Annotated in this window: 23 protein-coding genes and 2 tRNA genes; 2 read left to right on the forward strand and 23 right to left on the reverse strand. The window is 47.1% G+C overall.

Going from position 1 to position 26137, the window contains the following annotated elements:
• Positions 1–47 precede the first annotated feature (47 nt).
• The 10 genes from QXF64_02810 to QXF64_02855 all read right to left on the reverse strand — a co-directional run bounded on the left by QXF64_02810 (position 48) and on the right by QXF64_02855 (position 9461).
• Positions 48–1046, reverse strand: a complete 999-nt coding sequence (locus QXF64_02810) for a polyprenyl synthetase family protein (GenBank protein ID MEM1689420.1) — start codon at positions 1044–1046, stop codon at positions 48–50.
• A 1-nt stretch (position 1047) separates the two neighbouring features.
• A complete protein-coding gene (locus tag QXF64_02815; protein ID MEM1689421.1) occupies positions 1048–2358 on the reverse strand; it encodes an MBL fold metallo-hydrolase RNA specificity domain-containing protein in 1311 nt (436 codons plus the stop codon).
• Positions 2355–3407: a type 2 isopentenyl-diphosphate Delta-isomerase gene (fni, locus tag QXF64_02820; GenBank protein MEM1689422.1), complete on the reverse strand. Its 1053-nt coding sequence runs from the start codon at positions 3405–3407 to the stop codon at positions 2355–2357. The genes QXF64_02815 and fni overlap by 4 nt, the downstream gene beginning before the upstream one ends.
• Complete coding sequence (locus QXF64_02825) at positions 3404–4183, reverse strand: isopentenyl phosphate kinase (protein ID MEM1689423.1); 780 nt, start codon at positions 4181–4183, stop codon at positions 3404–3406. The genes fni and QXF64_02825 overlap by 4 nt, the downstream gene beginning before the upstream one ends.
• A 4-nt stretch (positions 4184–4187) precedes the next feature.
• A complete protein-coding gene (amrB, locus tag QXF64_02830) occupies positions 4188–5027 on the reverse strand; it encodes an AmmeMemoRadiSam system protein B (GenBank protein MEM1689424.1) in 840 nt (279 codons plus the stop codon).
• Positions 5024–5644 carry a 30S ribosomal protein S2 gene (gene rpsB / locus QXF64_02835; GenBank protein MEM1689425.1) on the reverse strand — a complete coding sequence of 207 codons (621 nt, stop codon included), beginning with the start codon at positions 5642–5644 and terminating at the stop codon, positions 5024–5026. The genes amrB and rpsB overlap by 4 nt, the downstream gene beginning before the upstream one ends.
• 44 nt (positions 5645–5688) lie before the next feature.
• Complete coding sequence (gene eno, locus QXF64_02840) at positions 5689–6945, reverse strand: phosphopyruvate hydratase (GenBank protein MEM1689426.1); 1257 nt, start codon at positions 6943–6945, stop codon at positions 5689–5691.
• Between the two features lie 43 nt (positions 6946–6988).
• Positions 6989–8062, reverse strand: coding sequence for a hypothetical protein (locus QXF64_02845; protein MEM1689427.1), 1074 nt, complete (start codon positions 8060–8062; stop codon positions 6989–6991).
• Positions 8063–8126: 64 nt separating this feature from the next.
• Positions 8127–8204 (reverse strand) — tRNA-Pro (locus QXF64_02850).
• 66 nt (positions 8205–8270) lie between these two features.
• Positions 8271–9461, reverse strand: a complete 1191-nt coding sequence (locus QXF64_02855) for an ORC1-type DNA replication protein (protein ID MEM1689428.1) — start codon at positions 9459–9461, stop codon at positions 8271–8273.
• 65 nt (positions 9462–9526) lie between these two features.
• Between QXF64_02855 and QXF64_02860 the strand changes: the two genes are divergently transcribed.
• Positions 9527–10063 (forward strand): archaemetzincin family Zn-dependent metalloprotease, encoded by a 537-nt coding sequence (locus QXF64_02860; protein ID MEM1689429.1) that lies wholly within the window; start codon positions 9527–9529, stop codon positions 10061–10063.
• On the opposite strand, the gene QXF64_02865 is transcribed toward QXF64_02860, so the two are convergent.
• From QXF64_02865 to QXF64_02920, 12 genes are all read right to left on the reverse strand, one after another.
• A tRNA-Ser gene (locus QXF64_02865) sits at positions 10045–10130 on the reverse strand. The genes QXF64_02860 and QXF64_02865 overlap by 19 nt on opposite strands.
• A 35-nt stretch (positions 10131–10165) precedes the next feature.
• On the reverse strand, positions 10166–13570 hold the full coding sequence (locus tag QXF64_02870; GenBank protein ID MEM1689430.1) for a DNA polymerase II large subunit: 3405 nt from the start codon (positions 13568–13570) through the stop codon (positions 10166–10168).
• Positions 13551–14327 carry an HAD-IIA family hydrolase gene (locus tag QXF64_02875; GenBank protein ID MEM1689431.1) on the reverse strand — a complete coding sequence of 259 codons (777 nt, stop codon included), beginning with the start codon at positions 14325–14327 and terminating at the stop codon, positions 13551–13553. The genes QXF64_02870 and QXF64_02875 overlap by 20 nt, the downstream gene beginning before the upstream one ends.
• On the reverse strand, positions 14324–15865 hold the full coding sequence (locus QXF64_02880) for a DNA-directed DNA polymerase II small subunit (protein ID MEM1689432.1): 1542 nt from the start codon (positions 15863–15865) through the stop codon (positions 14324–14326). Before QXF64_02880 ends, QXF64_02875 begins: the two co-directional genes overlap by 4 nt.
• 10 nt (positions 15866–15875) lie before the next feature.
• Positions 15876–17132 (reverse strand): ORC1-type DNA replication protein, encoded by a 1257-nt coding sequence (locus QXF64_02885; GenBank protein ID MEM1689433.1) that lies wholly within the window; start codon positions 17130–17132, stop codon positions 15876–15878.
• Complete coding sequence (locus tag QXF64_02890) at positions 17110–17613, reverse strand: hypothetical protein (protein ID MEM1689434.1); 504 nt, start codon at positions 17611–17613, stop codon at positions 17110–17112. Before QXF64_02890 ends, QXF64_02885 begins: the two co-directional genes overlap by 23 nt.
• Positions 17614–19617 carry a minichromosome maintenance protein MCM gene (locus QXF64_02895; protein MEM1689435.1) on the reverse strand — a complete coding sequence of 668 codons (2004 nt, stop codon included), beginning with the start codon at positions 19615–19617 and terminating at the stop codon, positions 17614–17616.
• A gap of 363 nt (positions 19618–19980) precedes the next feature.
• Positions 19981–21279, reverse strand: a complete 1299-nt coding sequence (gene glyA / locus QXF64_02900) for a serine hydroxymethyltransferase (protein MEM1689436.1) — start codon at positions 21277–21279, stop codon at positions 19981–19983.
• Positions 21276–22490: a threonine synthase gene (gene thrC, locus QXF64_02905; GenBank protein MEM1689437.1), complete on the reverse strand. Its 1215-nt coding sequence runs from the start codon at positions 22488–22490 to the stop codon at positions 21276–21278. The genes glyA and thrC overlap by 4 nt, the downstream gene beginning before the upstream one ends.
• 46 nt (positions 22491–22536) lie before the next feature.
• Complete coding sequence (locus QXF64_02910; protein MEM1689438.1) at positions 22537–23547, reverse strand: homoserine dehydrogenase; 1011 nt, start codon at positions 23545–23547, stop codon at positions 22537–22539.
• The gene (locus tag QXF64_02915) at positions 23544–24050 is read right to left on the reverse strand and encodes an ACT domain-containing protein (GenBank protein MEM1689439.1); all 507 of its coding nucleotides are present in this window, start codon (positions 24048–24050) and stop codon (positions 23544–23546) included. Before QXF64_02915 ends, QXF64_02910 begins: the two co-directional genes overlap by 4 nt.
• A gap of 29 nt (positions 24051–24079) precedes the next feature.
• Positions 24080–24226 carry a hypothetical protein gene (locus tag QXF64_02920; GenBank protein ID MEM1689440.1) on the reverse strand — a complete coding sequence of 49 codons (147 nt, stop codon included), beginning with the start codon at positions 24224–24226 and terminating at the stop codon, positions 24080–24082.
• Positions 24227–24315: 89 nt separating this feature from the next.
• On the opposite strand from QXF64_02920, the gene QXF64_02925 reads away from it, so the two are divergent.
• The gene (locus tag QXF64_02925; GenBank protein ID MEM1689441.1) at positions 24316–25194 is read left to right on the forward strand and encodes a radical SAM protein; all 879 of its coding nucleotides are present in this window, start codon (positions 24316–24318) and stop codon (positions 25192–25194) included.
• On the opposite strand, the gene QXF64_02930 is transcribed toward QXF64_02925, so the two are convergent.
• On the reverse strand, positions 25163–25963 hold the full coding sequence (locus QXF64_02930; GenBank protein ID MEM1689442.1) for a hypothetical protein: 801 nt from the start codon (positions 25961–25963) through the stop codon (positions 25163–25165). The genes QXF64_02925 and QXF64_02930 overlap by 32 nt on opposite strands.
• Positions 25964–26137 lie beyond the last annotated feature (174 nt).

The raw sequence follows: 26137 nt of genomic DNA on the forward strand, positions 1-26137 counted from the left end.
CTGCACCATAATGAATGAGTTTTCTTAAGGAAAAGACCTTTTTCTGCTCAGATCGAGCGTGTTATAACGAAATCTGCAAGTGCGAGCAACGTTTCTTTTGCCCGACTATCGCGGATGACCGAGAGCTCCTTTTTAGCCTCATCGACAAGCTCAAGCGCGAGCTTCGATGAATATTCGATCGCTCCACATTCTTCGAGCAGATTGATCACTTTCTCTAATTTTTTTCTCGAAATTTTTCCCTCGCCCAGAACCTCTTCAACCATCTTTTTCTTCTCTAGCGGCAGATGTCTGAGAGCATAAATAATCGGTAGAGTACGCTTTCCTTCCCTAATGTCGCTTCCTATCGGTTTCCCAAACTTTGATTCCTCACCGATTATCCCAAGAACATCATCTCTTATCTGAAACGCTATTCCAATTTTTCTGCCGAAAGTTGAGAGAGCGGAGATTTCTTTTTCTTTACCTCCTCCGATGATCGCCCCTATCTTCATTGAAGCATCCAACAGCGCTCCAGTCTTCCCAGAAACCATCTTGAGGTATTCCTCCTCTGAAACTCTATCTTTCTGAACCATCAACACATCCATCGCCTGTCCCCGACATATCTCGAAACTTGCAACACTTATTGTTCGAAAGATTTCCACGGCTTTCTCCGCAGATAACCGCAATCTCCTGACGTTCTCCGAAAGAGCCTCAAAAACTTTCGCAAAGAGCGCATCTCCGGCAATGATTGCCATCGGAATTCCCCATAAAACGTGAACCGTTTTCACGCCTCTCCTCAGCTCATCTCTATCCATAACATCGTCGTGAATGAGCGTGAAAGTGTGAAGAATTTCGACCGCGGCCGCGGCCTCTAAAGCATCCTCCACTTTTCCGCCAACAGCCTCACAGGAGAGCAAGAGAAGACAAGGACGAAGCCTCTTTCCACCCGCCGAGAAAAGGTGACGCATCGAATTTCCCAGAGGCTCCGGCTTGATCGATCGCGGGGCCCATCTTTCGATTTCTCTCTCAACAAGCTCTATCTTTTCCTTTAGATTCTCCAAAACATCCATCTCAATCGCCCAGCCTCAAAGTCATCCCATTCTTAAGAAGGTGCAAGAATCTAGAATCATAGCCGAGCTCCGAAGAGATGTCGATGACCGCCCGAAGCTTCTCAGGAGTTCCATGACATGGGATCACATGCTCTGGTTTTATCATATCTATGAAATCTTTTGTGTCTTCCCTTCTGGCGTGACCTGACACGTGCACATCTCTACGTATCCTCGCCCCTAGCGCTTCGAGCTTTGCTTCCAAGATTTCTCTGTTGGCCCGGTTTATCGGAGTTGGTATAACACTTGCAGAAAAAATCACATGATCTCCCTGCTCTACCCTCGGCGGCAACCTACCATCTGCGATTCTGGAAAGAACCGAGGTTGGCTCCCCCTGATGTCCCGTGCATATCACCACGTAGTCGCGCCTGTTGAATTCTATGTCGCGCAGCTCGCTCCTGACGGTGTTCGGCCTGCCGTATATCGTCAATTCTGGCGGAAATCTGACCAGACCGAGCTCCGTGGCTATGGAACAGTAGCTGTGCAGAGATCTTCCAACCATGACTGGGGTACGGCCAAGGTCGAAAGCTATGTCGACGATCGATGATAGTCTTTCCATGTGGGAAGAAAAAGTTGTCACATATATCAAATGACTCGAATCGTTTACGTCTTCCATGACTTCCCTCAGCATTTCCTTTGCTTTACTTTCTGGCGGAGTTCGACCGGGTTCATCTGCTCTTACGGAGCCCACAAGACTAACAGAGACCCCATTAACATCAGAGCGTTCTATTAAATCGCGCTCTTTTCCTCCGTCGTCGAATTTGAAATCGCTTGCAAAGAGAACCGATTCACTTTTGCCCTCCAATTTTATGGCCACAGTCTGAGGTATGCTGTGTTTCACCGGGATGAACCTCACCGCTAAATTTCCTAGACGAATGATAGAGTCCGGAGGAACTGCCCGCAACATCCTTTCAGAAGTCTTATGAACACCTTCTTCCTTCATCAGACGCTTTACAATTCCAACCGTGTATGGTGTTCCGAAGACTGGTACGGAATAGCTAGAGATCATCTTGCTAAGAGCACCGACGTGGTCAAGATGTCCGTGCGTTAAAAGAACAGCAAGAAATCTTTTTCCACGGATTATAGAATCGTCTGGAATCGCATTCATCCTGACAAGCTCGTCTCTGCTCGCTTCTGAAAGTTCAAACTCGTCAAAAGAAAGAATGCTCTCGAGATTTATTCCCATGTCTATTATCACATATTCTCCGTCGATTCCTACAGCGGTCATGTTTTTTCCAACCTCGTTCATTCCGCCCACGGGTGTTATTTCTATCATCCTTTTCCCCACCTTACTCCTAGAGCTTCCAGCCACTCTCTCGTTCTTCCCATAACGATTATCTTACCTTTCCTCAATTCTTCCAATTTCCGCGCGCCCGTCAAAAACATCGCCACCCTGAGCTCTTGAATGAACCTCTGGAGATATCTCTTGACCGCTCTTTCACCTCTTTTTGAAGCTCGCAAAACGGGGAGAGCTAGACCGACTAAACTCGCTCCGAGAGCAATCGCTTTCGCAGCATCAATTCCCGATCTTATCCCCCCGCTCGATATGACCGGAATTTTCACTCTCCTCGAGACCTCTGCTGTGCATACCGCCGTCGGAATTCCCCAATCCCAGAAAGTCAGACAAATCGGGTTTCTTTTTCTGTAAAATTCCACGGCAGACCAAGAGGTTCCTCCGGCCCCGCTCACATCTATTGCTGAGGCTCCAGCCTTTTCTATCTCGATGGCGATGGCACCCGAAATCCCGGCTCCTGTTTCTTTGACTATCACGGGAAAATCAACCCCTCTACAAATTGTGGATATCGTGGAAAGTCCGCGGGAGTAGGCCGGCTCCCCCTCCAGCTGTACCGCTTCCTGAAGTGTGTTGAGATGGATGGAAAGAGCATCGGCGTCAATCATCTCAACGGCTTTCACAGCTAGCTGCGGACCACCCTTGGTTAACTGCTGAAGTCCTATATTCGCAACCAGAAAAACATGCGGAGCCACATCCCTAACCTGATAGGTTTTAACCATTGAAGAGTTTTCGAATGCTGATCTGAGACTCCCCACGGCAAAAACGAGACCCATTTCTTCGGCAACACTCGCAAGCATTCTGTTTATCTTTAGAGAGGCCGGATGTCCACCGGTCATCGGAAGTATCATCACTGGGGCTTTCAAGTCAAACCCCAGAAATCTCGTGGATACATCTACATCCTTCAGGTCCATCTCTGGTAAAGCTCTATGAAGAAGCTCGATATCCTCAAAGCCTGAGGTTTTCAGTAATCCTTCCACATCTTCATTCATGCATATCCGGAGGTGCTCCTCTTTTCTGGATTTCGTGCTCATCTCGCCTTCACCACTGTACCAAGATTTGTTTCTCCCTTTATTGCCCTTGCCAAAATTCCGGGTTTCATGGCATTGACGATCTGAACATTTATTCCTTTCTTAGCAGGTAAGAAAAGCTCTGAAACTTTTGCGTACATCCCACCTGTTACGTCTGTTGAACTTTCGCCAAAACTCATTCTTTTCAAATCTGCCGGCGCGATTTCTTTCAGAAGCTCTGCGCTTTTGCTGATTTTTGGATTGGCGGTGTAAACACCATCGACGTCCACACCGACTACTACCCTCTTCGCCTTCAAAGAAATCGCCAAGAATGAAACGATTTGGTCTCCCGAAAGTATGGTGAAACCCCTTCTCTCATCCGGCACCACATCTCCAAAAAGAACGGGAAGCAAACCTAGAGAAAGCATGTTCCTGAGAGGTCTTAGTTCCGCCTCGACGATTCTGCCGTCACTGACCACCATGCAGGCTGATGGTTGAACCGGAACAGCTGGGATACCTTTAAACGCGAATGTCTTCACAATCTCTTGATTTAGCTTTACCATTGCGAGATGGGTGAGCACAAAACCTTTGAGCTGCCTCTCATTTTTGAACCCCTCAGTCAGACCATACTCTTTGGCAACCGGATGACCGAAAGATCCGCCACCGTGAACAACTATGAGCTCCTCTCCACATTCAGCTATTTCGTCGGCAATTCTTTCCAAGATTCTCCTTCTCACTCTAAATTTTCGAGACTTGTCCGTTATGACGCTACCGCCAAGCTTTACGATAACCGGACGCATTCGATCACCTCAAAATCGCTATGGAGGCATAACCGACGACTTCAGCCATCCAACCGGCCACATCTCCACTTGTCGCGTACTTGAGTAGCTCCGCATTTTTCGCTCCCATCTTCTCACATGCGACCAGCATGGCGGCAACCGGGCCGCTCCCGCACATGGTTATGTTATTCTCCTCAACACACTTTAGAAGACCTCTCGCATCCAATTTGAGAATTCTCTCGATAGCCATTCTATCTTTCCTCACGGCAGACTCCTGAGACTCGTAATGAGTGAAATCTGTGGAAGCAATCACCACAACATCTGAGCCTGAGCAGGCTTTGGCGATTGCTTCTCCAACCTCGAGACTCGTTCGCTCGTCTTGAAACATCATGCATATTGGAACGAACTTGATCTGGCTTCCGAAGATATGTTGTATGAAGGGTAACTGTACTTCTATAGAATGTTCATAAATGTGCGCTTCCTCGTCGACATCGATTATATCTGACTCCTTCGCTATTCTGCTTGCGAGCTTTTCATCAATTCCAATTCTTCCCAGCGGGGTTTCCCACTCACCAGATGTCACAATTGAAACTCCGCTTCCCATTCCAGTATGGTTTGGTCCGATTATCACAAAGCTCTCTGGAGTGCCCTCAGAGGCTAACCTAAAAAATCCATGAGCGGCAATCGGTCCAGAATACATGTAGCCCGCGTGTGGAGAAACCAGACCTACAATTTTCCTTTTTTCTTTTTTCAGACTCGGGAGCTTGCCGGGGCCCAAGCGGTGCAGATAGCAATCTTCTATTTGTTTAATTAGGGCCTTCTGGGAACCCGCATAAAACTGACCAGCAACCGCCGGATGTCTCACTTCTTCTCACCAATCTTGGGCTCGAAATCCTCGACTTTTATGGTGAACGGTTTATCCTTAGTGACATCACCTCTTTCGATCAGAAACTGTCTTGCTAGCAACAAATATACCAGTGCGAGAGATTTTCGGCTCTTGTTGTTTGCCGGAATTATCAAATCAATATCCGAAGTTTCGTTGTCAGAATCACATATTCCAACTGTTGGGATCATTATCTCGGCAGCTTCTCTAAGGGGCTGCTCGTCTGCGAGGGGATCCGTTATAACTAACACTTCGGGCTCTATGAAGAACTTCAAGCTCGGATTCGTGAAAGTTCCTGGGATGAATCTTCCGACGATAGTTCTGGCGCCAGTCACCTCCCCAAATTTCATCACAGGATATTGACCATACTGCCTGGCCGAAACCACAACGATGTCCTTTGGCTCATATCTCGCCAAGAATCGCGAAGCGATCGCTATTCTTTCATCGGTTTTTTCAATATCCAGTATGTTCACGCCTTGCTTTACTTTATAAATGAACTTCTTCATGCTTCCCGTCCTATGTCTGGTTCCTATGTGTACGCCGTGCGACACATAGGTTTCCATGCTCGCCAGCGCAAAGTTCGTGAGTTTTTGAGCCATTCCAAATCCCTTTTAAAATACACGCTTGTAACAAATAAATTAGCTTATTTTATGGGAAGACTCGCCATTTTCGCCTTCCCACCAATCATTTCCCATATTCTTATTAGTTCATTGAGTTTTGCTATTCTCTCTCCACCGACCACACCTGTTTTTATCATCGGACAACCCCAAGCAACGGCTAGATGAGCAATCGTCTCATCCGTCGTCTCTCCGGATCTATGCGAGATGACAGGTACACAACCGTGTGATTTCGTGAGCTTTACTGCTTCAAGGGTGTCAGAAAGAGTTCCTATCTGGTTTGGTTTTATCAGGACAGCGTTCACGGATTTCTTCTCCAGTCCGATCTTTATTCTTGAAACATTTGTGACGAGCAGATCATCTCCGCAAACGATGCATTTATCTCCAATTTTTCTCGTGAGCTCAGCAAAACCGTCAAAATCTTCCTCGTGCAGGGGGTCCTCCACGTAAACGAGTTTGAATGTTTTCACTAAATCCACTATGAAATCTATCTGCTCTCCGCCCGTCTTCTCTACCCCTTCCCGTTTGTAAATATACTTGTCGGATTTCTCATCGTAAAAGCTGCTTGCCGCGACGTCTAAACCCGGTCGCACCGTGACCCCGGTCTCTGTGGAAATTTCTTCGCAAGCCCTCGAAACGATTTCTAGGGCCTCTCTGTTACCGAGATTAGGAGCCCAAGCACCCTCATCCCCTTTTCCACCGGTGAACGTTGGATCCACTTGCTCTATCAGCTTCCGGACGCGCTTATGAACGGAAGAATTCGTAAAAATTGCCTCCGAAACTGTTTTTGCCCCCACTGAAACCACAAGAAACTCTTGAATGTCTGGGGCTTTCTTTCCAGCATGTTTGCCTCCTCCCAAAACATTCCCTAGCGGAAATGGGAATTCTCTCGCCTTTTGATTCAAACTTTTGAATAGAGGAATACCTTTGGCTGCTGCCAGAGCCTTCGCCACAGCCATCGATATAGCAACCGCCGTGTTTCCGCCTATTGAAGAGAAATTCTGTGTCCCATCGATTTCGTGAAGAAGGGTGTCCACGGAAGAGATGTCCAGCTTTTTGAGTTTTTTCATTTCCCTTTCAATTTTTGAAATCTTTTTTATGGCAGCATCAACCCCTCCTTCCGGGAAGTCTACTACCTCATATTTCCCACGGCTGGCACCGCTTGGGGCCGCTGCCCTTCCAAGAAACTTTTTACCTGCGCTGGAAACTAAGACTTCCACCTCGATCGTCGGGTTCCCGCGACTGTCCGAAATCTTTCTCGCATTTAGGGATAACAGCTTCATCTGAAAATGATGAATATCCAATCTTTTAAAGATAGCGGATTACTCAACGTTTTTTAAGAATGATTGCGACGGCTGCCAAAACCACAACGATGATCGCTGCGGCAACACCAATCATTATCACGTTCGGCTTCGGTTTTGATGGAACATATGAAATGCTTGCCTGACTCTGACCGCCCAACATGGAAAGAAGAGCATTTTGCGCTGCCGAACCGGACCATTCAAACGTGTTACCATCGCTTGTTGTATAGCCGGATGGTAAACTTTCAACAGACGCTCCTTCCGGTACTTTGAGTTTGAGGGAGATGTCCGCCGAAGATAGGACATTCTCGAGAGTTTCCAATATTATGGCATATTCGGGCGGTAGGGCGAACGACCAGCTGACCTTATCCGCTTCTATCGGCAAGTCAAAAATCGCCGAAAGCGAGAATTCAAGCTTTCCAGTAGATGGACGCCCTTTAAATGTCACATTCACGTTTCCATCCTCCCCGCTTACGCTTACGTTTATCTCGATCAAAGATTCGCTTATCTCAAGCTGAATTTTCATCTCAAGAGGAAGTCCTTCCCGAACATTCTCGGGAATTGATCCAGAAAATTCGGCCACGAAATCTGCTCCCATTTTCTTACCGCTGACGGAGAACCTCGTACACTCAAGTTTGGTTATCGTAATCTCGTAGACCTCCGGGGGGTACTCAGCATAGGGAATTTCTAGTTCGGACTGACTCAGGAGTTCTCCAAGCGATTTTCCAACGATTCCGCTGAGAACGATGAGTGCGTTTATGCTCTCTTTGGAAAGTCCAGCGACTTCGCTCGGAAGCTCCGTGAAGTCTATAGAAGCAGAAATGTTCGCGCGAAGGACAGAAGGAGATGGCGACGATAGCTTCAAGCCAATATCGGCCTTACTAATTGGAACATCAGTTGGTATTTCTGATGGTTCCGTAAATGCTGAACCGGTGATTTCCAGCTTACAGCGCCCATCTGTCGTTAATTCGACATTTATATTGGCACTAACATTTCTAAGTTCTGAAAATGGTCCGAGATCCTGAGCAGAAGCCAAAGTAACAGATAACATCAGTAAAACAGAGAGAATGATTATTGCCGGCGGTTTACTATGTAACATCAAATCATTCCTAATCTATGCCTAGTATAAATACCATAGTTCCTCCCGGTTTTCTGCCCAAAACTGGTGGGGTCGCCGGGATTTGAACCCAGGTCACCGGCTCCCGAAGCCGGCAGGATAGACCAGGCTACCCCACGACCCCATAGATTTCCTCATAACAAGAAAGCATTAAATTTGTGGGTCATCCCTTCCAATAAACAGATGTGCATCAACGTTGTTTGGAAAGAAGTTTCTCTATCTCTTTCTCTAACCAGATAACAGAGACATCCGGGATGCTGACTTTCGAGCTTCTCCCTCTATGGCCTGCACCAGAAGGTTTGACATCGATAATCCCTAAAGAAGCAAGCCTTCTCATACATTCCCAGACTTTGCTCGGCGCTTTTGGCTTTTCTCCGTATTCCTCGCAGACAACCTTGTAACTTTCTCTCACATCACCGGTCAAAACATAGACGCTGCCGGAGATCTTCAGTTTTCTGGCAATCGCTAAAAGGAGAAGCTTCTCGTGAACACCCAGCTGCTCAATCGCTTCTCTTCTAACCTCAGGATAGACGTCTGACTTTGCCTCCCTGACATGCTCAGGAAGCACAGCTTTGGATCCGCTTGCGTCCGCGATGTGCCCCGCTCTCCAAAGAAGCTCTAGTGCAAATCTCGCGTTTCCATACCTAGCGGCGATCTCTGCCACCATCTCCACTACTTCCTCGGCAACCGCACCCGGTTTGAACGCAAGCTCTAGTCTCTGGTTTATGATATCTTTTAACTCTTCGGCATTGTATCCGCTCAGCCTGAGCATGTTGTGTATAAAGGTGCTCCTAGTCGGCTGATCGAGTTTATCTATAAACCCCGGATCTCTCGCTATTCCGATCATGCTTATTCTGCTTTTCTTTCCCCTTTCCTCTGCCGCTCTCGTAAGAGCATATATGAGTTCGGAACCGTTTATCTTGATGAAATAATCCAGCTCGTCAAGGGCGAGCAGCAAATATCTGTCGTGCGTCTCCAGATACATGAGCACCATGTCAAGCAATTTCTCAGGAGGAAGACCATGATATGGCCACCTTGGATTGTACTTTTGTACAAGCTTTCCGTAAATCGCATGAATCGTTTTATCGAGCCTACAGTTTATGTGCACAAAATCTACGTTCCTTCCCTTTCCGCGTGCGATTTCCTCGAAAGCTGTACCGAACTTGATCGCAAGAACAGTCTTTCCGACCCCGATTTCTCCGACTATCAAAGTGTGTTGACAAGTACCGTGGGTCAAAAGGGGGCGGTAAACTCTTGCCAGCCATCTCTGCTCCTCTTCTCTGTGCACGATTGATGGCGGGATGTAATCTGGCAAAAGAACATTTGGATCTCTGAAGACTGTCGGCCTACGTAATTCTTCTTCCAAAATCTTTGATGACATCCAAAAAGATATTCTCGGGAGTTCATAAGAATTAGTTATTAGATATTGAAGACAATCTTGGCTGGATGCTACTCAGACTTCTCCCTGTCGGCGATGTTAAAGTTGAAATAAACCGACTTGGCAATCTACTCATCGGGAGATTTACCCACTTTTCCAAGCTGAAAGTTGAGAAACCCTTAAACATTCCCGAAAGTGCTTACGTCGCTGAAAGGAGACAACACGACGCCGGAAGTATTCTCGATCTCCTATCTGGCATTTCAAGGCCAGGTGAAAAAATTCTTGGAATCACCGGCGTCGATCTCTGCGTAAGGGGAAGCAATCTCAATTTTGTCTTTGGATTGGCCCATTGTCCGGGGAGAGCCGCTGTTGTCTCCGTCTTCAGGCTGAATCCGGAGCTCTATGGACAAAAGAACGGAGATTTATTTTTTGAGAGAGTGGTAAAGGAATGCGTTCACGAGCTTGGTCATACATTCGGTCTGAGGCATTGCAGATCTTCACTCTGTGTGATGAATTTTTCGAATTCCATAATCGATGTTGATAGGAAGAGAGATGACTTCTGCGAGAGTTGCAGACGTTTTCTGAGCGCCGGGGAGGGGATTTGAACCCCTGCGACCCACAAGGGTCACCAGATCTCGAGTCTGGCGCCTTACCTGGCTTGGCTACCCCGGCACTCAATCAAATATTTGAGTAGGAAAAGTTAAATTTTACAGAAAGTCTGCTAAACTGACCTGCTTTATCTCATCACTTTCGAAGATGGATTCTATTTCCTTCTTCATCAGCATCAGTCTCTGTTTGGTATATTCGCTCACAGAGTACTTCTTCGCGATCTGCCATGCCATCTGCATGTATTTCTCTATGTTTCCACGTGAGACGGTGAGAACCAGCTTACCACCACAATCGCAAATACCCTTAAGCGGGATTCTTCTGTATTTTTTGTTACACACAATGCATCTGACTTTCTGTGAACCAAATGTTCTCATATTTCCCTTCATGTCTCTCAAGAAGTGATGCTCAACGATTATCTCTGCAACTGTCCTTTCATCGACAGATCTTATAACTTTGCCAAGCTCTAGCTGCAACTTCACTTTCTCCTCCATTGTTTCCAAAACTGAATACGCGGACTCTTTTGGTCCGCCTGCGATGTCGCTCGTGTCAAGGGTGAATCCGAATCTCTCATATTGCTTCTCCGTTCCAAGTCTCTTAGCAACGGTTTCCATAAATTGCAAAACCTCTGATAGACTTTTTCCTTCCCAAGTTGCTTCATAGAACTCCAGCGGATATCTCCACATGATATCCATGTTGTGAACTTCCTTGTCGACCTCTTCGGGATCTACAAACGGATTAAGAACCAGTGGGGCATCCATTCTTCCGCCCCTGCCGGCCGGAAGGAACCTTCTGCTGAAGTTTATCAATGGATCCAAGAGAAGCATCACGCAATCTTCGTCCCCATCACAATCTCTCCTCTTCGCCGCATGGAAATATGGGTGTGCGTAATAAACGTTTGCGTCGACAAAGCCGATTATTCTACCGACAACCCCAACCGACGTGTGAGGGGCAAGAGCAAGAACAAGATGACCGACGAGATCTTCCTGCGACTTCAGATTGTAGAAGGGTTCAAGCTCGTAAAACTTGACTAGCAGTTCATCGAGAAACTTTGAAACGCGCAGGAGGTAATCCGCTGCTTTCTTAGATATCACCAAATCCTGAACCTTAAGCTCGAGCAGCTGGTCATCCCTTTCGAGCTGATTCCCATAGATGTCTTTCTCATAACCAAGTTTTCTCAACATTTCAACAGAGACGCCTATCTCCTTGGGTCTAAAGTGGGTGAGCGGAACATTTGTTGCATCAAACCTGATTGTTCCATCCTTGAAGATAAACACCCTGTGTTTGGCTCGAAGAATTCCCTTCTCGAGAGGCTCGGGAATTTTACACTCACTCGTCAATCCCTGAACTCCTTTCAGAAGAGATGGCTTTTCCTCGCCTATTTTCTCCAAGGCTTTTTTAAGAAGTTCTCTGACGTCAATCGTTATCTTTGCGAACGGAGAAGATGATTTTTTGTGAATGGTGCAGCGGCCTTCACCGGTCTGACCACATTCGGGACATCCGGTCTTGTATTCCCCCTCGCCGCCGCAAAAATCGCACTTTCTTCCTATGAGTCTCTTCCCGCACTTTTTGCAGGTTATTATCGCGATCTCTGTTGAAACTTTCTCCGCCTCTACTATGTTTCTTTCTTTTCCACCCTCCTGACCAACAGGAAACAAGACATGAACCGGAGGTTTCATCATCCTTTCCTTTGCTTTTTCCGGTCTTCCCATTCTGACCCCTATGAATGTTCCTCCTTTCCTGCGCACCGGAAATGGTGCCAGTTTGGAAATTAAATCAAAAGATTCCGCAGGACTCGTGCTCTGGTATATCTGTGTGAATCTTTCAACTGTTAAATTTTGTCCATCCAGAAGCCCAAGAGTTTTGCACAGAGGAAGAGCATGCTCCTCGATTATGACTTTGTTGTTTTCCACTTTGTGTGGAACTCCTATTTCCTCCAAAAATCTCTTGCAATATTCATCCATCGGAACTTCGAGTTTTTCCAATCCTGACGGACCAAACGAAGCTATTCCGCTGGACAGCCATTTGGCAAGATCAAACAACTCTCCCGGATCCAAGTCTTCGTAGAAGTATGTATAAGAGGGATGAAGCGGAATTTTGTGTTTTTCGCTTAATTCCACAGCCAGCTGAGGGGAAGGTCTCGGATATGGCGGTTTTATGTATCTCTGTAAATCTTCTGGGACATCACCGAGCGCTTTTTCAACCTCCTGTGCCCACCACTCCTCGCAATATCCGGCTGGCATCAACTTATGATTGTTCTCGAGGAATTCGCCAAAACCGATAAGGATGTCTCCCAAGAAGAGGATCTCGGCGATGTCGTTCTTTACTCTCCTTGCTTCTTCAGCGGAGGACAGCTGCACAACAGATCCATCTTTCAGTCTCACAATCGGACCTTCAATCGAATCAACTGGTGTGGCCGCTCCTCCTTTTCCAGGTCTCTCCGTCTTCAACTGCGTTCCGATGGCGATGAAATCTCTGCATATCACCATAGTCGCCGGATGAATTCCGACAGCCGCAATACCTGTTGTTCGCGACCTTCCATATCTCAGCCTGAAACCTCCACGCGCCCCGGAGCTTCTGGGGAGAGCAAGAACTGGTCGTCCACCTATCGTCTCCTCAAGATATTGATTTGGCTGTCTGAAGGCCTCCTCGACCTTTTCCGATCCGACAACCTCCGACAGCCATTCCCATCCGTCGAGGTTGAGTTCTCTCACATATTTCAGAATTTTTGCAGACTTCTGCATTACCCCTTCAACGAGAACTAGAATAGCGCCTCCTCGAATCCCGTTGTGTTCGACCCTCGGAAGATTTCTAAAGGAAAAAACCTCGATTTCTTCCGTTGCCTCACCGGTTATCTCGATCGGCAAATTCCAAACGTACTTTCTTATTTCTTCCGAAGATGGGACATACTGGCCCGGTGCAACGAACGTTTTATATAGTTCGACCTCCTCGACGTACCTTTCAACTTCTTGCTCCGTAGGTTTGTAAGGAGAAAGATAGAGTTTGCGTCTGATGAAATCCGCGAGCAAAACGGAAAGCGCTGCTGGTGTCCCTCCGGCTGCTCTTATCGGCCCAGCATAGTAGATTGCTAGATAATTTGTTCTGTCACTGTTTTCCTTTATTTTTACCTCAACGATCCCCTCCAGTGGTGCCACGACTACCCCCTCGGTGAGAATCGCAAGCGCGGTCCTAAGGGCCTGTTCAGCTAGTTTTTCTTTGTTTTCTTCCTCCCCAAACTTTCCTTCGACAATCATTTCAGCAACTGTAAAGGCAACTCTTTCCTTCTGCTTCAATTTTTCTAGAAGTTCTTTAATGACCTTAGCCACTCCGGGTGGCCCGACTAACTCTTCAACCCTTTCAGCCATGCTCCCGGCAATCGGTATCTCAACGTACGGCTCTGGATCCAAACCTTTTGATCTGGCTTTCCTCGCGACCTCATAGGCCTTGTCTATCCCATTTTTAATTTCTTCGAAATATTTCATCATCTCAGGCGAAGCTTGCATCATCAACAACCTCTCTCAGCGAGTTAAAAACGAAATCCGGCTGTGGAAGAGTTTGAGATATCTCCTTTGTCACTCCGGTCAAGACTAGAACAGTTGACAATCCTGCAGCCTTGCCGACCACAACATCCACATCTTGCCTGTCCCCGACAATCACAGCTTTTTCTTTTGGTACTTTAGTCATTTTGAGACCAAGCTCGAGCATGAAAGTGGATGGCTTTCCAACAATCTCAGGTTTTTTACCACTACTCGCAGAGAGAGCGGCTACTATTGCTCCAGCTCCCGGAGCCAGACCGCGATCGGTCGGATATGTTGGGTCTGCATTCGTTGCAACGATTTCTGCTCCGGAAAGTAAAGCCGAAGTCGCCTCTGCTAGCTTCCTGTACGTGAGTTTGCGATCGAGACCCACCACGACATGCGTCGCTTGCCGAGCATTTTTAACAATCTTCAATTTAGCCGCATTCAATTCTTCTCGTAAACCAGTTTCTCCCACAACAAAAACCTTTGCTTCAGGACATTTTTCTTTCAAATATGCAGCCGTGGCATAGCCAGATGTTATTATTTGGGAAGGTTTCACATCTATCCCGAACTTTGCAAATTTTCTCGCATAACCTTCTCTAGAAAGAGTCGAGTTGTTCGTTAGAAAAATCACTTTCTTTTTCCTCATTTCCAGCTTTTTAATCGCTTCTTTAGCCCCAGAAATGAGCTTCTCTCCCAGAAAAACTACGCCATCCAAATCGATGAAGAAGAGATCAAACCTCATATGAATTTCACCACATCAAGTTGATGTGACATTAGATTAAGAATTGGCACTATACCAGGCGTAGGTGTTACGCCCAGCTTTTTCATGTACTCTGTTCTCTCTTGGAAGGTTCCGGAATTCACAAGAAAGACTTCTTTGTATTTCTTCTTTCCAAATATATGTAAGTGTCCTGTGTGGAAAACATCGGGGATCTCATCTATGACCAACAGATCCTCGCGTTCCGGAGCAAACATAACTTTTCCACCGTAAATCGGTGCCAGATGTCTCTTCTCCAACATCAGTTCCATCAAACCTGTCGGCTCTTCCCTTCTTAATCCAGGGACCGAGCAAACTATGTCGTCAAAACTTCGTCCATGATATATCTGAAAATGAACCCCTTCTATGGAAACCAAGGCCGGATTCCCAACCATGACTGCTTTAAGATCATTATAGAGCTCGGGGCATACATCCTTCTGGATTGCCGGTTGGGGCTCAGCGGATCTAACAGCATCGTGGTTTCCCGGCGAGATTATGAGCAAGATGTGCTCAGGCAGCTCGGAGAGAATTTTCGCAGCAACCGCATACTGCTTGAATACATCTGGAACCAAAAGTTCATCATATTGCTCGGGATAAACTCCTATTCCATCCACCAGATCTCCTGCGATTATGATATATTTGACGTTTCCTGCTATTTCTCTCTCTTTCTCCGTCTCTCCTCCTTCCTTGAGCCACCTGACGAACTTCATGAAGACATTCTCTAGGAACTTGTCGCTTCCTACGTGTAAATCTGAGAGCATGGCTACAGAGACCGGAATTTCCGCTTTTCTTACTTCTCTTTTAACCGGAACTCCTGGCCACTCGATATCGTCCGCAAAAATTCTAAGCTTATTATAATCGAAATTTACTCTCCCTTCAACACCAATCACTTCATCGGGAACAACCTTTTCGGCCTTCTCAAGAACCTGCCTATTTCTGGACACAAAAACCATTACGCTGCCCGTTGGATCTTCAATCTCTATTGCGATTGTTCCACCCTTTAGAACTTTTTTATCTTTCACCATTCCTATCACGGCAACTTTTTCTCCATTGAAGCTGCGTAAAGATGATATCGAAAGAGCCCGCTCAAATCTTGGTCTTTCTCTAAGAATCTTCGATAGCTTCTCGAACCTGCTCATGAAAATCCTGTGGAAATCTTCGATTGTGCCCTTTCCTAGACTCTTCCCCGTAACATCCTTCAGAACCTTCACCTTATGCTCATATTCGGCGGAGATTGGTCTGAATTTCTTATGCGTCAGCTCCCCAACGATCGGTTCAGGTTCGGGTTTAGCCTCTTCCACTGGTTTTGACGGTTCAAGCAGTGGTTTTACCTCTGGCTGAAGTATTTCCTTAACGATTTCCGCGCCGACCATCACGAGAGCCCCATGTTTATCCTTCAAACCCTGAATGACTTTTTCAACAGCCATCTCGACATTCTCAGACGAGAGAATGAGATTTAGCGCTTCTTCAGTCAGCAGGAGACTCTCTCGAGCAAATTTCCTCGCAATCTCCGCAGTTTCCAAAATCATCACCTCAAGGAGAAAGAGAAGCAAAAATTTCCGGACCAACCAGAGAAAGAATCGCATCTTCTTGAACCAGTGCCTGAACCTGCAGCGGATGAATATTGAGTTTTATTTCCTTTGTTCGTCCGTATCTCCCTCTGTTAACAAGTCTGGCGCAAATTATTCCTAAAAGGTCTAACTCTGCAATCAAATCTTGTACTCTTCTGCTCGTGAGCACATCCGTTCCGCTCTTGTGGCATATCATCTTGTAGTACTCGTAAACTTCACCTGTTGTAACAGGCCTTGGTTTTCTTTGTGCTAGAATGGAAATTGCAAGGAGCACGAGTTTTGATTGCAGCGGAAGAGTTTTTATTACCTCGACTATATGATCCTGTTCTATCGTTTCATGAGCTTTCCTGACATGCTCAACCGTAACCGTCTCCGCGCCTTCCTCTTCGGCGATTTCTCCCGCAACCCTGAGAAGATCAAGAGCTCTTCTAGCATCTCCGTGTTCCCTTGCCGCGTACGCCGCACAAAGCGGAATAACACCTTCCGCAAGCACACCATCACAGAAACTCATCCTCGCTCTCTCTTCCAGAATGTCTCTCAACTGATTGGCATTATATGGTGGAAAAACAACTTCTTCACCGCTAAGACTGCTTCTGACCCTCGCATCAAGCATGTTTATAAAACTCAGATTGTTCGATATACCTATGATGCAAGTTCTGGCTTTTTTAAGCTCTAGGTTTACTCTGGTGAGACTGTATAGAACGTCATCCCCTTCTTTTCTGACCAGCTTGTCTATCTCGTCAAGAACAATGACAACCTGCCTGTTCTCCGCATCCAATGTTTTGACGAAGGCCCGATAGACTTCATCCAAGGGCCACCCAGTCCTCGGAATTCTGGGGAGATTTTTTACAACTTCCGATTCCTTCATCTGATCTAGCAGCGTTTCGGCGAGAGATGCGAGAACGCGATAATGTGTGTTCACGATTTCACAATTGAGATAAAGGACATTCACTTTCATTTGCGAGTTTTTGCTCGCTTCTTCCAATTCTTTTCCCACATATCTGACCGTGGCCGTTTTGCCCGTCCCAGGCTTGCCGTAGATCAAAACATTTGAAGGTGTTTCACCTCTTAGAGGAGCCGCAAGTATTCTAGCCAGTTGTTTAACCTGCTCATCTCTATGGAGAAGCCTGTCCGGAATGTATGTATGTCGTAAAAATTCTCGGTTTTTGAATATCGGTTTCGTCCTCATGATATCCTCAAACAGGTTCTTTTGAATCAATTCCAGACACCTCCTCTCCAGCTGGGATTTCCCCCAGCTCGTTCATCCAGCCCTCAACGAACAACGAAAGCTGATTGATGAGAAATCTCTCCTCCAACAAAATGTTTTGGTCCTCCTCGGGCGAAAGCACGAATTTCAAAAGTTTAGTTAGCCTGCGATTGAGCAAAATTTTGAATAGGGATGATATGGATTTTGCCATGTCCGTATTTCCTTTCTTGATGAGACTGGTTATTGTTCGGCGAACGTTCTCGTAAAAATTCTCCGGAAGCTGCTGCAGAGAATCGCTCATCTCCTCTGCGAGTATTTTCTTTTTGATCTCGGTCACTGTTATTGTCTCCACCTCGGCAAGACCTTTCTCCTCAAAAACTTCTGCCTCCCAGCGCCATAGTTCTGCCCTTTCTCCAGCCTCAAACGGTCCAAGAGTCTTTCCGCCGACCTCCACCTGATCAACATCTTGAAGAAACTTTACCACTAATTTCATTCATTTCACCCTGGCGATAAGCCCTTCTTTCGGAGCGTACAATGTCCCCCTCTTTTTTTCTTCCTCTATGACATACTCCACAAAGTCCTCGTCTATTCTTTTTTCAAGCGCGATACGTTTGACCTGTTCTACTGGTGCCGCGCCACCGTACTCCTTTTCGAGTTCCTCTATTATTTGAAGAACAGTCATCAACTTTTCTCTTTGACTCCTTGGCATTCCAGTCATCACCGTGTCGATATCCACGACACCAGCTTCGACATCCAGACCAACCTGTTTCAGACAGTAGTCGACGAGCTGTATCGCCTTTCTCGCGTCCTCGACTGTCACTTTTTGGCTGAATCTCATTCTGGCATGCGCTTTTGCCAGTCTGATTATCGACTCCAGCTGCCTCGCCGTTATCGGGAGTGGATGTCCTTTCTGGCTGGCTATTCTTCTCTGTTTAGTGTAGAAGTCTTGGATGAGCTGCTGCGCTTCTTTATCCGTGAACGCCGGATGTACGTTCTTTTTGGCGTATATCACCATTTTTCTGAGAAGATCAGGCGGAATTGGCGCCTTCAGCGATCTTGGTTTAGAATGAATTGAAATGATGTGCTTGGTAAGTCTGGCGTCGTCTACCTCTTTTGGGTCATCCCGAAGGATGAATATTAGATCAAACCTTGAGAGAAGAACTGGGTCCAGCGGGATCTGACTTGCAAAGTTCATGTTCGGATCGAATCTCCCGCCTTTTGGGTTTGTTGCAGCGAGAACGGCGGCTCTTGTGTTCAACCTAGCGACTATGCCTGCCTTAGCTATGCTTATCGTCTGTTGCTCCATGCTCTCTAGAATCGCCGCGGAATCCTCTTTATCCATCTTTTCGAATTCGTCAATTGCCGCAAGCCCCCCATCGGCAATCACAAGGGCGCCAGCTTCGAGCGTCCACCCGCTTCCTATTTCATCCCTCACAGCGGTTGCTGTAAGACCCGCTCCAGTCGATTTCATCCCAGATGTATAGACCCCCCGAGGAGCAACGCTCGCAACCCAATTGAGGAGCTGGCTTTTAGCCGTTCCTGGGTCTCCACTGAGCAATATGTGAATATCTCCACGCACCCTTGACCCATCTGGCAACTCTACCGGATCACTTCCGAAGAGCTGAAGAGCAACCGCCTCCTTTATGATCTCGTGACCACTGATCGCCGGAGCTATCGATTTGATGATCTTATCTGTTAGCTCTGGATCTTTTATCAATTCTTTTATTTTTTCCTCGTCTTCGGGGGTTAACTCAGCTTCCTCTGCGCCCTTCTTTGGAACCTCAATGTGGTTGACTATGAAAACCATCTTCAAAATCTTTTCCTTCTTTCCGAATTTTTGAAAAGGCTGAACGTATCCGGTAGCGATCACGTAATCTCCGGGAACGGCACGATCAACAAAATCATCCCTGACTATTCCATCGAGATGTCTAGGCATCCGCCCGCCTTTCAGCTTTGAGGGAAGATCCTGAAAGCCCAGACTCTGCCAGTCGCAGAACTCTGTGTTCTCAAGAACCAGTTCAAACGCGTTAGCCCCCCTTGCTTTGCAGTTTGGATTTTCACAAACTAGGGGTTCTATCAGATAATCCCCGATCTGCTCCCTGCGGTACTCCTCACCACACCTCTTGCATCTGAAGGTGGCAATCTTTATTTCCGGCCTTATCTCGCTTGCCCTGAGAAGAATTCCCTCAATCTGGATGAACTTCCCCATGTCTTTCGCTCTGATGTCCTTTATGTCCACGGACTTGTCAAGCGACTTTACCCTGAGCTTCATGCCTGGGATTTTCGTGATGCCTTCCAAGAGAGAGTCCGACAAACGGAAGAATTCTTTCGGATTCTCTAGCAAAAACTTCGCGAGTTTCTCATCGGATTCGACTATCTCATCGTAGGTAACCACTACGGATTTCTGACCAGATGCGACGGCTTTTCTTATTTTCTTTTCAAAACTCGAGCTGTACAAGAAATTTTCGAGTATCTCACGTAGATCGCTGTTAGTCAACGCCATCACCTCTCGGGTCTGGAAAAATGATTGTGTAAGGGTATTTATTTCTTGTAGTTAAAATTTTGTATTCAGCTAAAATATTCTTGTATAAAAACGTTATCCTATTTTCAAGTATGAATACAAAATTTAAACCAGTTGAATAGCCAAGGTGTTTAGAGAATGATCGCGAGACTCTTACCGCCATACTCTCCCCGATTAAAACTATTTCAAGAAGAATAGAGGTGTTTTCAGGGAGAGGGGTGCTGGAATGTATTCTTTTATAAGAAACGATTTTTAATTTTCAGAAAAATTTGAAAGAGTCGAGAACTTTTCTCCTCCTTTCTTCCAGTGGAATCAGTGGAAATCAGTGGAAAGAATGGGTTAAGCGAATCTTATGAACTCGTATGCCTCGACAGCAGATTCAAATCCATAGTGAACTTTCTGATAGTCTTTTCTGAAATCCGCAACCTCGATGGCGATTTTTTCTTCCGGCTCGCCGTCGATGACAACTCTCCTTATAAATCTCGCGATTTCTCTCATCTCCGATTCCTTCATGCCGAGCCTAGTGACTTCTGCGGTACCCATCCGTATACCTCCGGGATTCTTATAATGTCGACCGTGCCTCGGATCCCAAGGTAAAAGATTCCGGTTGAGGATTATGTTCGCTCTCTCGAGTTTGGCCTCTATCGTTCCCCCGTCTCCGATGTCCGAAACATCCACAAGCACTGTATGGGATTTTGTGAAACCCAGTTCTGGGCATAACACCTTAAACCCTTCTCCATAAAGCGCCTTGGCCAAAGTTTGAGCGTTTCGGATTATCTGAGTAGCATAATCTTTTCCAAATTCCATCATCTCGGCAAGTGCAACGACGAGCGCCGCTACTGCGTGAAGGTGGTGATTGCTGACCACCCCGGGGAAAACCGCCCTGTTTATAGCATTTGCCAGCTCGGCCGTGCAGAGGATCATCCCATGCTGCGGTCCAGGAAGGGTCTTGTGAGTGCTACAGGTCATTACCTCTGCTCCCTCCCGCAGAGGATCTTGGAACTGGCCGCCTGCGATCAAGCCGGCCACATGCGCGGCGTCATACATCACTCTTGCTCCAACGTCCTTGGCAACCCTCGACAATCGTCTTACAGGGTGTGGGAAAAGAAACACACTTCCTCCAAAGACGACAAGCTTGGGCTTGGCTTCCTTTATCTTCTCCTCCGCAGCATCCTCATCTATGTTCATTCGTTTTTCGTCGAACGGAAGATATTCGATCTCCAAACCGTGAACACTTCCTGCAGTCCCTCCAAACTGTTTTTTCCCCATACTTATGTGGCCGCCATCCGCTATCGACAAACACATCATCTTGTCTCCGGGCTCCGTTAGCGCGGTGTATGCCGCAAGATTCGCGGTGACTCCAGATATTGGCTGAACATTTGCATGTTCCGCCCTAAAGAGTTCTTTCGCCAGTTCTATCGCAATGAGCTCAACTTTATCTATGAACACACAGCCCGCGTAGACCCTTTCCCCAGGCCACCCCTCCGCATACCTGTGCTGGAAGTCGCAAATGAGCATCTCTCGAACCGCCGGGCTCGTTATATTTTCGCTCGCAACAAGTGGGATGCTCCTCTTTAACCATTCGTGATGCTTTTGCACAAATTCCAATGTTTTCCTGTACGCCTCTCTTCCGTTCATCCGATCAGCTCCTCTATCGCTTTTCTGCTCACCGGCGCCTCCATGGGTTTTGCGGATATTTCGATCGCCTCCTCAGGATCCTTCAAGACGTGACCTGTCGCAACACACACTATCATCTCATCTTTATTTATTTCCTCCGCCTCCAAAAGCTTCTTCAGACCAGCAACCGAAGCCGCACTAGCTGGCTCTATCCCTATTCCTTCCAGTCTAGCAACCATCTTCTGCGCCTCAACTATCTCTACATCCGAAACCGCTTCAGCCGTTCCACCCGATGCCCTTATCGCATGCAATGCCTTGGGACCATTAACTGGATTTCCGATTCTTATCGCCGTCGCTATCGTTTCTGGATTTTTAACGGGAACAAATTTCTTCAAATTTTTCTTAAAAGCGTCGACGATCGGCTTTGCCCCTTCCGCCTGTATGCCAGTCATCTTTGGGATCTTTTTGATAAGTCCAGCCATCTTGAACTCCACGAACCCCTTATAAATCGCCCAAATGTTTGCACAGTTGCCCATCGGGACGATAACGCGATCTGGAACCGACATCCTGAGCTGTTCAACTATTTCAAAGCCTATCGTTTTCTGCCCCTGCGGCCTAAACGGATTTATCGAATTGAGTAGGTAGATATCTTTCCTCTCAGCACATAGCTGTCTGAGAATGTCAAGCGCCTCATCAAAATTTCCTCTTACAGCCACTACTTGCGCTCCATGGACGAGCGTCTGCGTAAGCTTACCAAGTGCAACTTTTCCCTTTGGTAAGAGAACTAGACATTTGAGGCCTGCTCTAGCGGCATAAGCTGCGAGCGAAGCGGAGGTGTTCCCCGTAGAAGCGCACGCAACCGTCTTCACTCCGAACTCAAGAGCCTTCGTGACACCTACAGTCATCCCTCGATCCTTGAAAGACCCGGTCGGATTCGCTCCCTCAAACTTCAAATAAAATTCCTCGATGCCGAGCTCTCGGGCGAGCCTCACACATTTTATGAGAGGTGTCCCACCCTCGCCTATTGAAACTATCTTCGAGTCATCGATTATCGGTAGAAAAGCCCTATATCTCCACACCCTTAGGTCGCCGCTCATTGGATATTTTTTCAGATTTTTCCTCAGCTCTTCTTTTGTGAACTCCACTTCTAAGAGACCGCCGCATTTCGGGCATTCGTATATCCGCTCGTCTACGTCGAACTTTGCATGACACTCGAAACACTCCAATCTCATTCGCTTCCCCTTCTCCTTTCAACGTCCGGAGGATAAATAATGAACCTCATCCGAGTGAGCGATGAATTTCCAAGATATCTGCGAGTATCGAACTAACCGTCTCCATCGGTCCCGCCCCAAAGCCCGCAATCGATATCTCGCGGGCGAGATCTAGCTTAAACGTGATCGCGTTAAGAGTTCCGCCTACTGAAAGTGGATGGCCGAGCGGAACGAGTTTCGGTGAAACCTCAAGTTCTCCTCTTCTTGCCACGCCCACCAGCTTTAACGCATATCCTGCCTCCTTCGCCAGCCTTATCGCTTCTGGCGTCACCTTACGGATTCCCGTAATTTCAACATCGCTCAGTTTCAAATCACCACCAAGAACCGCATTGTGGAGAATCAACAGCTTGGCTGCAGTGTCTATCCCGTCGATGTCCAGGCTTGGATCCTTTTCCGCAATTCCTAGTTCTTGGGCTTCTCTAACCACCATTTCGAGCGGAACGTTCTCCTCCTCCATTCTCGTGAGTATGTAGTTTGTCGTTCCATTGAGTATTCCCCTGATCTCCAGAATCTCGTTTGAAGACATCAGACGTCTAGCCAAAGATATGACCGGAATTGCCCCACCAACCGATGCCGAATATCTAAACTCGACGCCTTTTTTTCTGGCTAGACTGTCGAGCTCTTTGAAGGCTACGACGAGCGGTCCTTTGTTTGACGTGACGACGTGTCTTCCGGCTTCCATCGCCTTCCTTATGTGACTCAGCCCGGGCTCTCCAGTTTTTATATTTGTGGGAGTCAACTCAACAACCAAGTCGGCATCAACTGACTCTATCACTTCTAAGGCACTTCTTCCCGCCTTTGCCCCTGGATACTTCTCGATTTTTTCTCTTCTTTTCGCAAGATTCACGAGCGTCTTCATATCCAATCCTCTTGCCTCGACGGCTGCCCCGCTGTCATCCACAGCTGCAATGATTTTCGGAGCAAATCCTTCATGCTCACGCAGGATTTCTGCTTTCTCAGCGAAAACCTGAACGAGCGCCCTGCCCAAATTCCCAAAACCTATGAGTACTATCCTCATCCTGCGCCCTCCACCGATTTTATCAGAAGAAGATCTTTCTTTCTGCAGAAGTCTTCGAGCTCCACAAGAGCCCTCTGCAGGCTTTCGAGATCTTCTGCTGCAACCGTTATTCTGGCTGAAGATTCTTTACCAAACTCGCCCATCAGAAGGCTGAGGTCGGAGACGCTCAATCCCGATATCCTGTTTAACCTATCTATCAGCAATCTTATGTCCGCGTGGACGACGTGCCCAATCAGAACGACCGTAGACCTAAGTGTGTATACTTTTTCTCCAACCTCTCTCACCATTATTTTCCTGGATTTGAGCTCTTCCAGGACCCTATTCAATCTGACCTTATCTCCTATCTCGAAAACGAGCATCACCGGGACCCTTCCGGTTGGTGTTTTCTTTGTTCTTTGGTGAATGATGCTCTGGATGTTTCCACCAAACTTCGCTATCGGCTCGAGTGCTCTCAAAAGCTGTCCTGGGACGTCCTCAAGCTCCAAGACCATTCTGACTATCATCGCTCTCCGGCTAACCCTTGCAACGCTTTTTATTTAACTTTGCCTGAAATCTCGTCAAGAATATCCCTGCTCTTCAGAGCGCACCTTCCATTCTCGAAAAAATCGCATTCCTCGCAGCATTCTCCTTTTTGATCACATTCCTCAAACAAATAACAGTTCGGACAACATCTTGGCATCCCAACCACCAAAATTCAATTTTCTTTTTTGTTATCCCCTTATTTAAATCTTTGATTTAGAGTTTCATCGGAAGCAGAGTCGATTTGGTATGGACGTTCTCAAGAAATTTGATCCGTGGGGAGACCCTCTCTGCACCTGCCCCCCAAAATATGGGCTAAACCCATATACCGGATGCGAACATCGGTGCGTTTACTGCTACATCACATCATACATCCCTCATGCGTTCAAATGTCGACCGAAAAAAGATCTCATCAAAAGACTTGAGAAGGATCTCGCAGTGGCAGACAAAAGAATGTTTGTTAGCATGTCGAACAGTTCCGACCCATATCCTCCCCAAGAGAGAAGGTTATTCCTTACGCGAAAGTGCTTAGAGATCCTCCTTAAGCATGGAATGAACGTTCAAATCATAACGAAGTCGGACCTCGTCGTTCGAGATTGTGACATCCTTTCAGAGGTACCTTCGGTTGTTAGCTTCACGATAACAACGCTTGACGAGAGGGTTGCGAAAAAGCTCGAGCCTGGAGCGCCCTCGCCGAAGAGTAGACTAAAAGCCATGCAAAAGCTCTCCGCGGCCGGGATCCCCGTCACTTTGAGATTAGATCCCATCATCCCTGGTTTGAACGATGATGAAATCGAGAAAATCGTTTGGGCAGCCGTAGAAGCCGGAGCAAAACATGTAACCTCTTCGACGTTCAAGCCTAGACCAGACAGTTGGAGCAGATTCTCGCTGGCTTTTCCGGAAGAGGCAAAAAATCTCCACGCGTACTTCTTCGAACACGGCTGGAAACATCACAACGCCCGTTATCTGCCGAGAAAGTTAAGGAAGAGCTTGATGGAAAGGGTGGAGAAAATTTGCGTTGAAGAAGGAGTGACATTCGCCAGCTGCAGAGAGGGATTTTCCTTCAAGGCTCCAACTTGTGACGGCTCACATCTTCTCAAAAGCTGGCGGCCTGTGCATGTTTGCTGACGAACAGCTTTTGGAGCACGTAGAAAGGAGCAGTTGGAATCCTCCATTCTGTCGCTTTTACGAAATCGGTTGTCGCATCGATTGGCAGGAATCTATTAACTTCATCTGGATTTAGGGGTAGGGAAACCAGCCCGGTGCTGGGGTTCAGGCTCATCGGCGCCAAAAGAAGGCCTCGCCTGATCCTCAGCTCGGAGAGGAGGCTTTCGCCCGATTCTCTGACGATTTTTACTTTTGATCCCTGCCAAACGATTTCTGCGTCCGGAAGGCGCTCGCGAAGATAGCCCACCACAGCCACCGTAAGCTTCTGGTGAAGCTCGTCGAGAGCGGACGGATTTCCCATCCAGATTTCCTGCGGAATTCCCTCAAGGGGAAGCACAAGATCAAAGCCGAGATTTCCATCGTATTTCAGCCAGAGGTCTACGCCAATTTCTTTGAAGCCCTCCAGAACATTTGTGGTTATCTCTTTGGCTTCAGATATACCTCCTTTGACGGCACGAACTGCCCAGACGAGATCTCTCCCGACAGGTTCCAGTCCGGGCGCGTCGTACCGCCAGTATGTGCCGTAGAAAGCAATCGCTCCCTGTTTTAGAAGAAAGTCCAGAGCTGTGCTGTCTATCTTCATGGGAATTCTCTGATCTCCCACAGTGATGTATCTCTGGATAGACTTCACTCTTCTGTTGTATACTGCTCCCTCTCGCACCAAGCCATCGGAAGGACTCATGTAGTTTGCGAGCGCCCTCCGAACGTCCGTCCGCAGGTAGTATCGCATGCGATTCCCGATTTTAAATTGTACGTCAGAAGCCCGGTTCTTTTTGGAGAGAGGGGTAGAGGAACATATTCCCACCATCCACACGAGTTTGAATCCGAACCGATTTTTATCTTCGGAACCAGACCCCTTCATTTCCACTGGAGATTTATCCTATTTTTTGGCAAAGTATTTATG

The organism is Candidatus Hadarchaeales archaeon (assembly GCA_038823825.1).
Classification (GTDB): Archaea; Hadarchaeota; Hadarchaeia; order Hadarchaeales; family Hadarchaeaceae; genus JAVZGN01.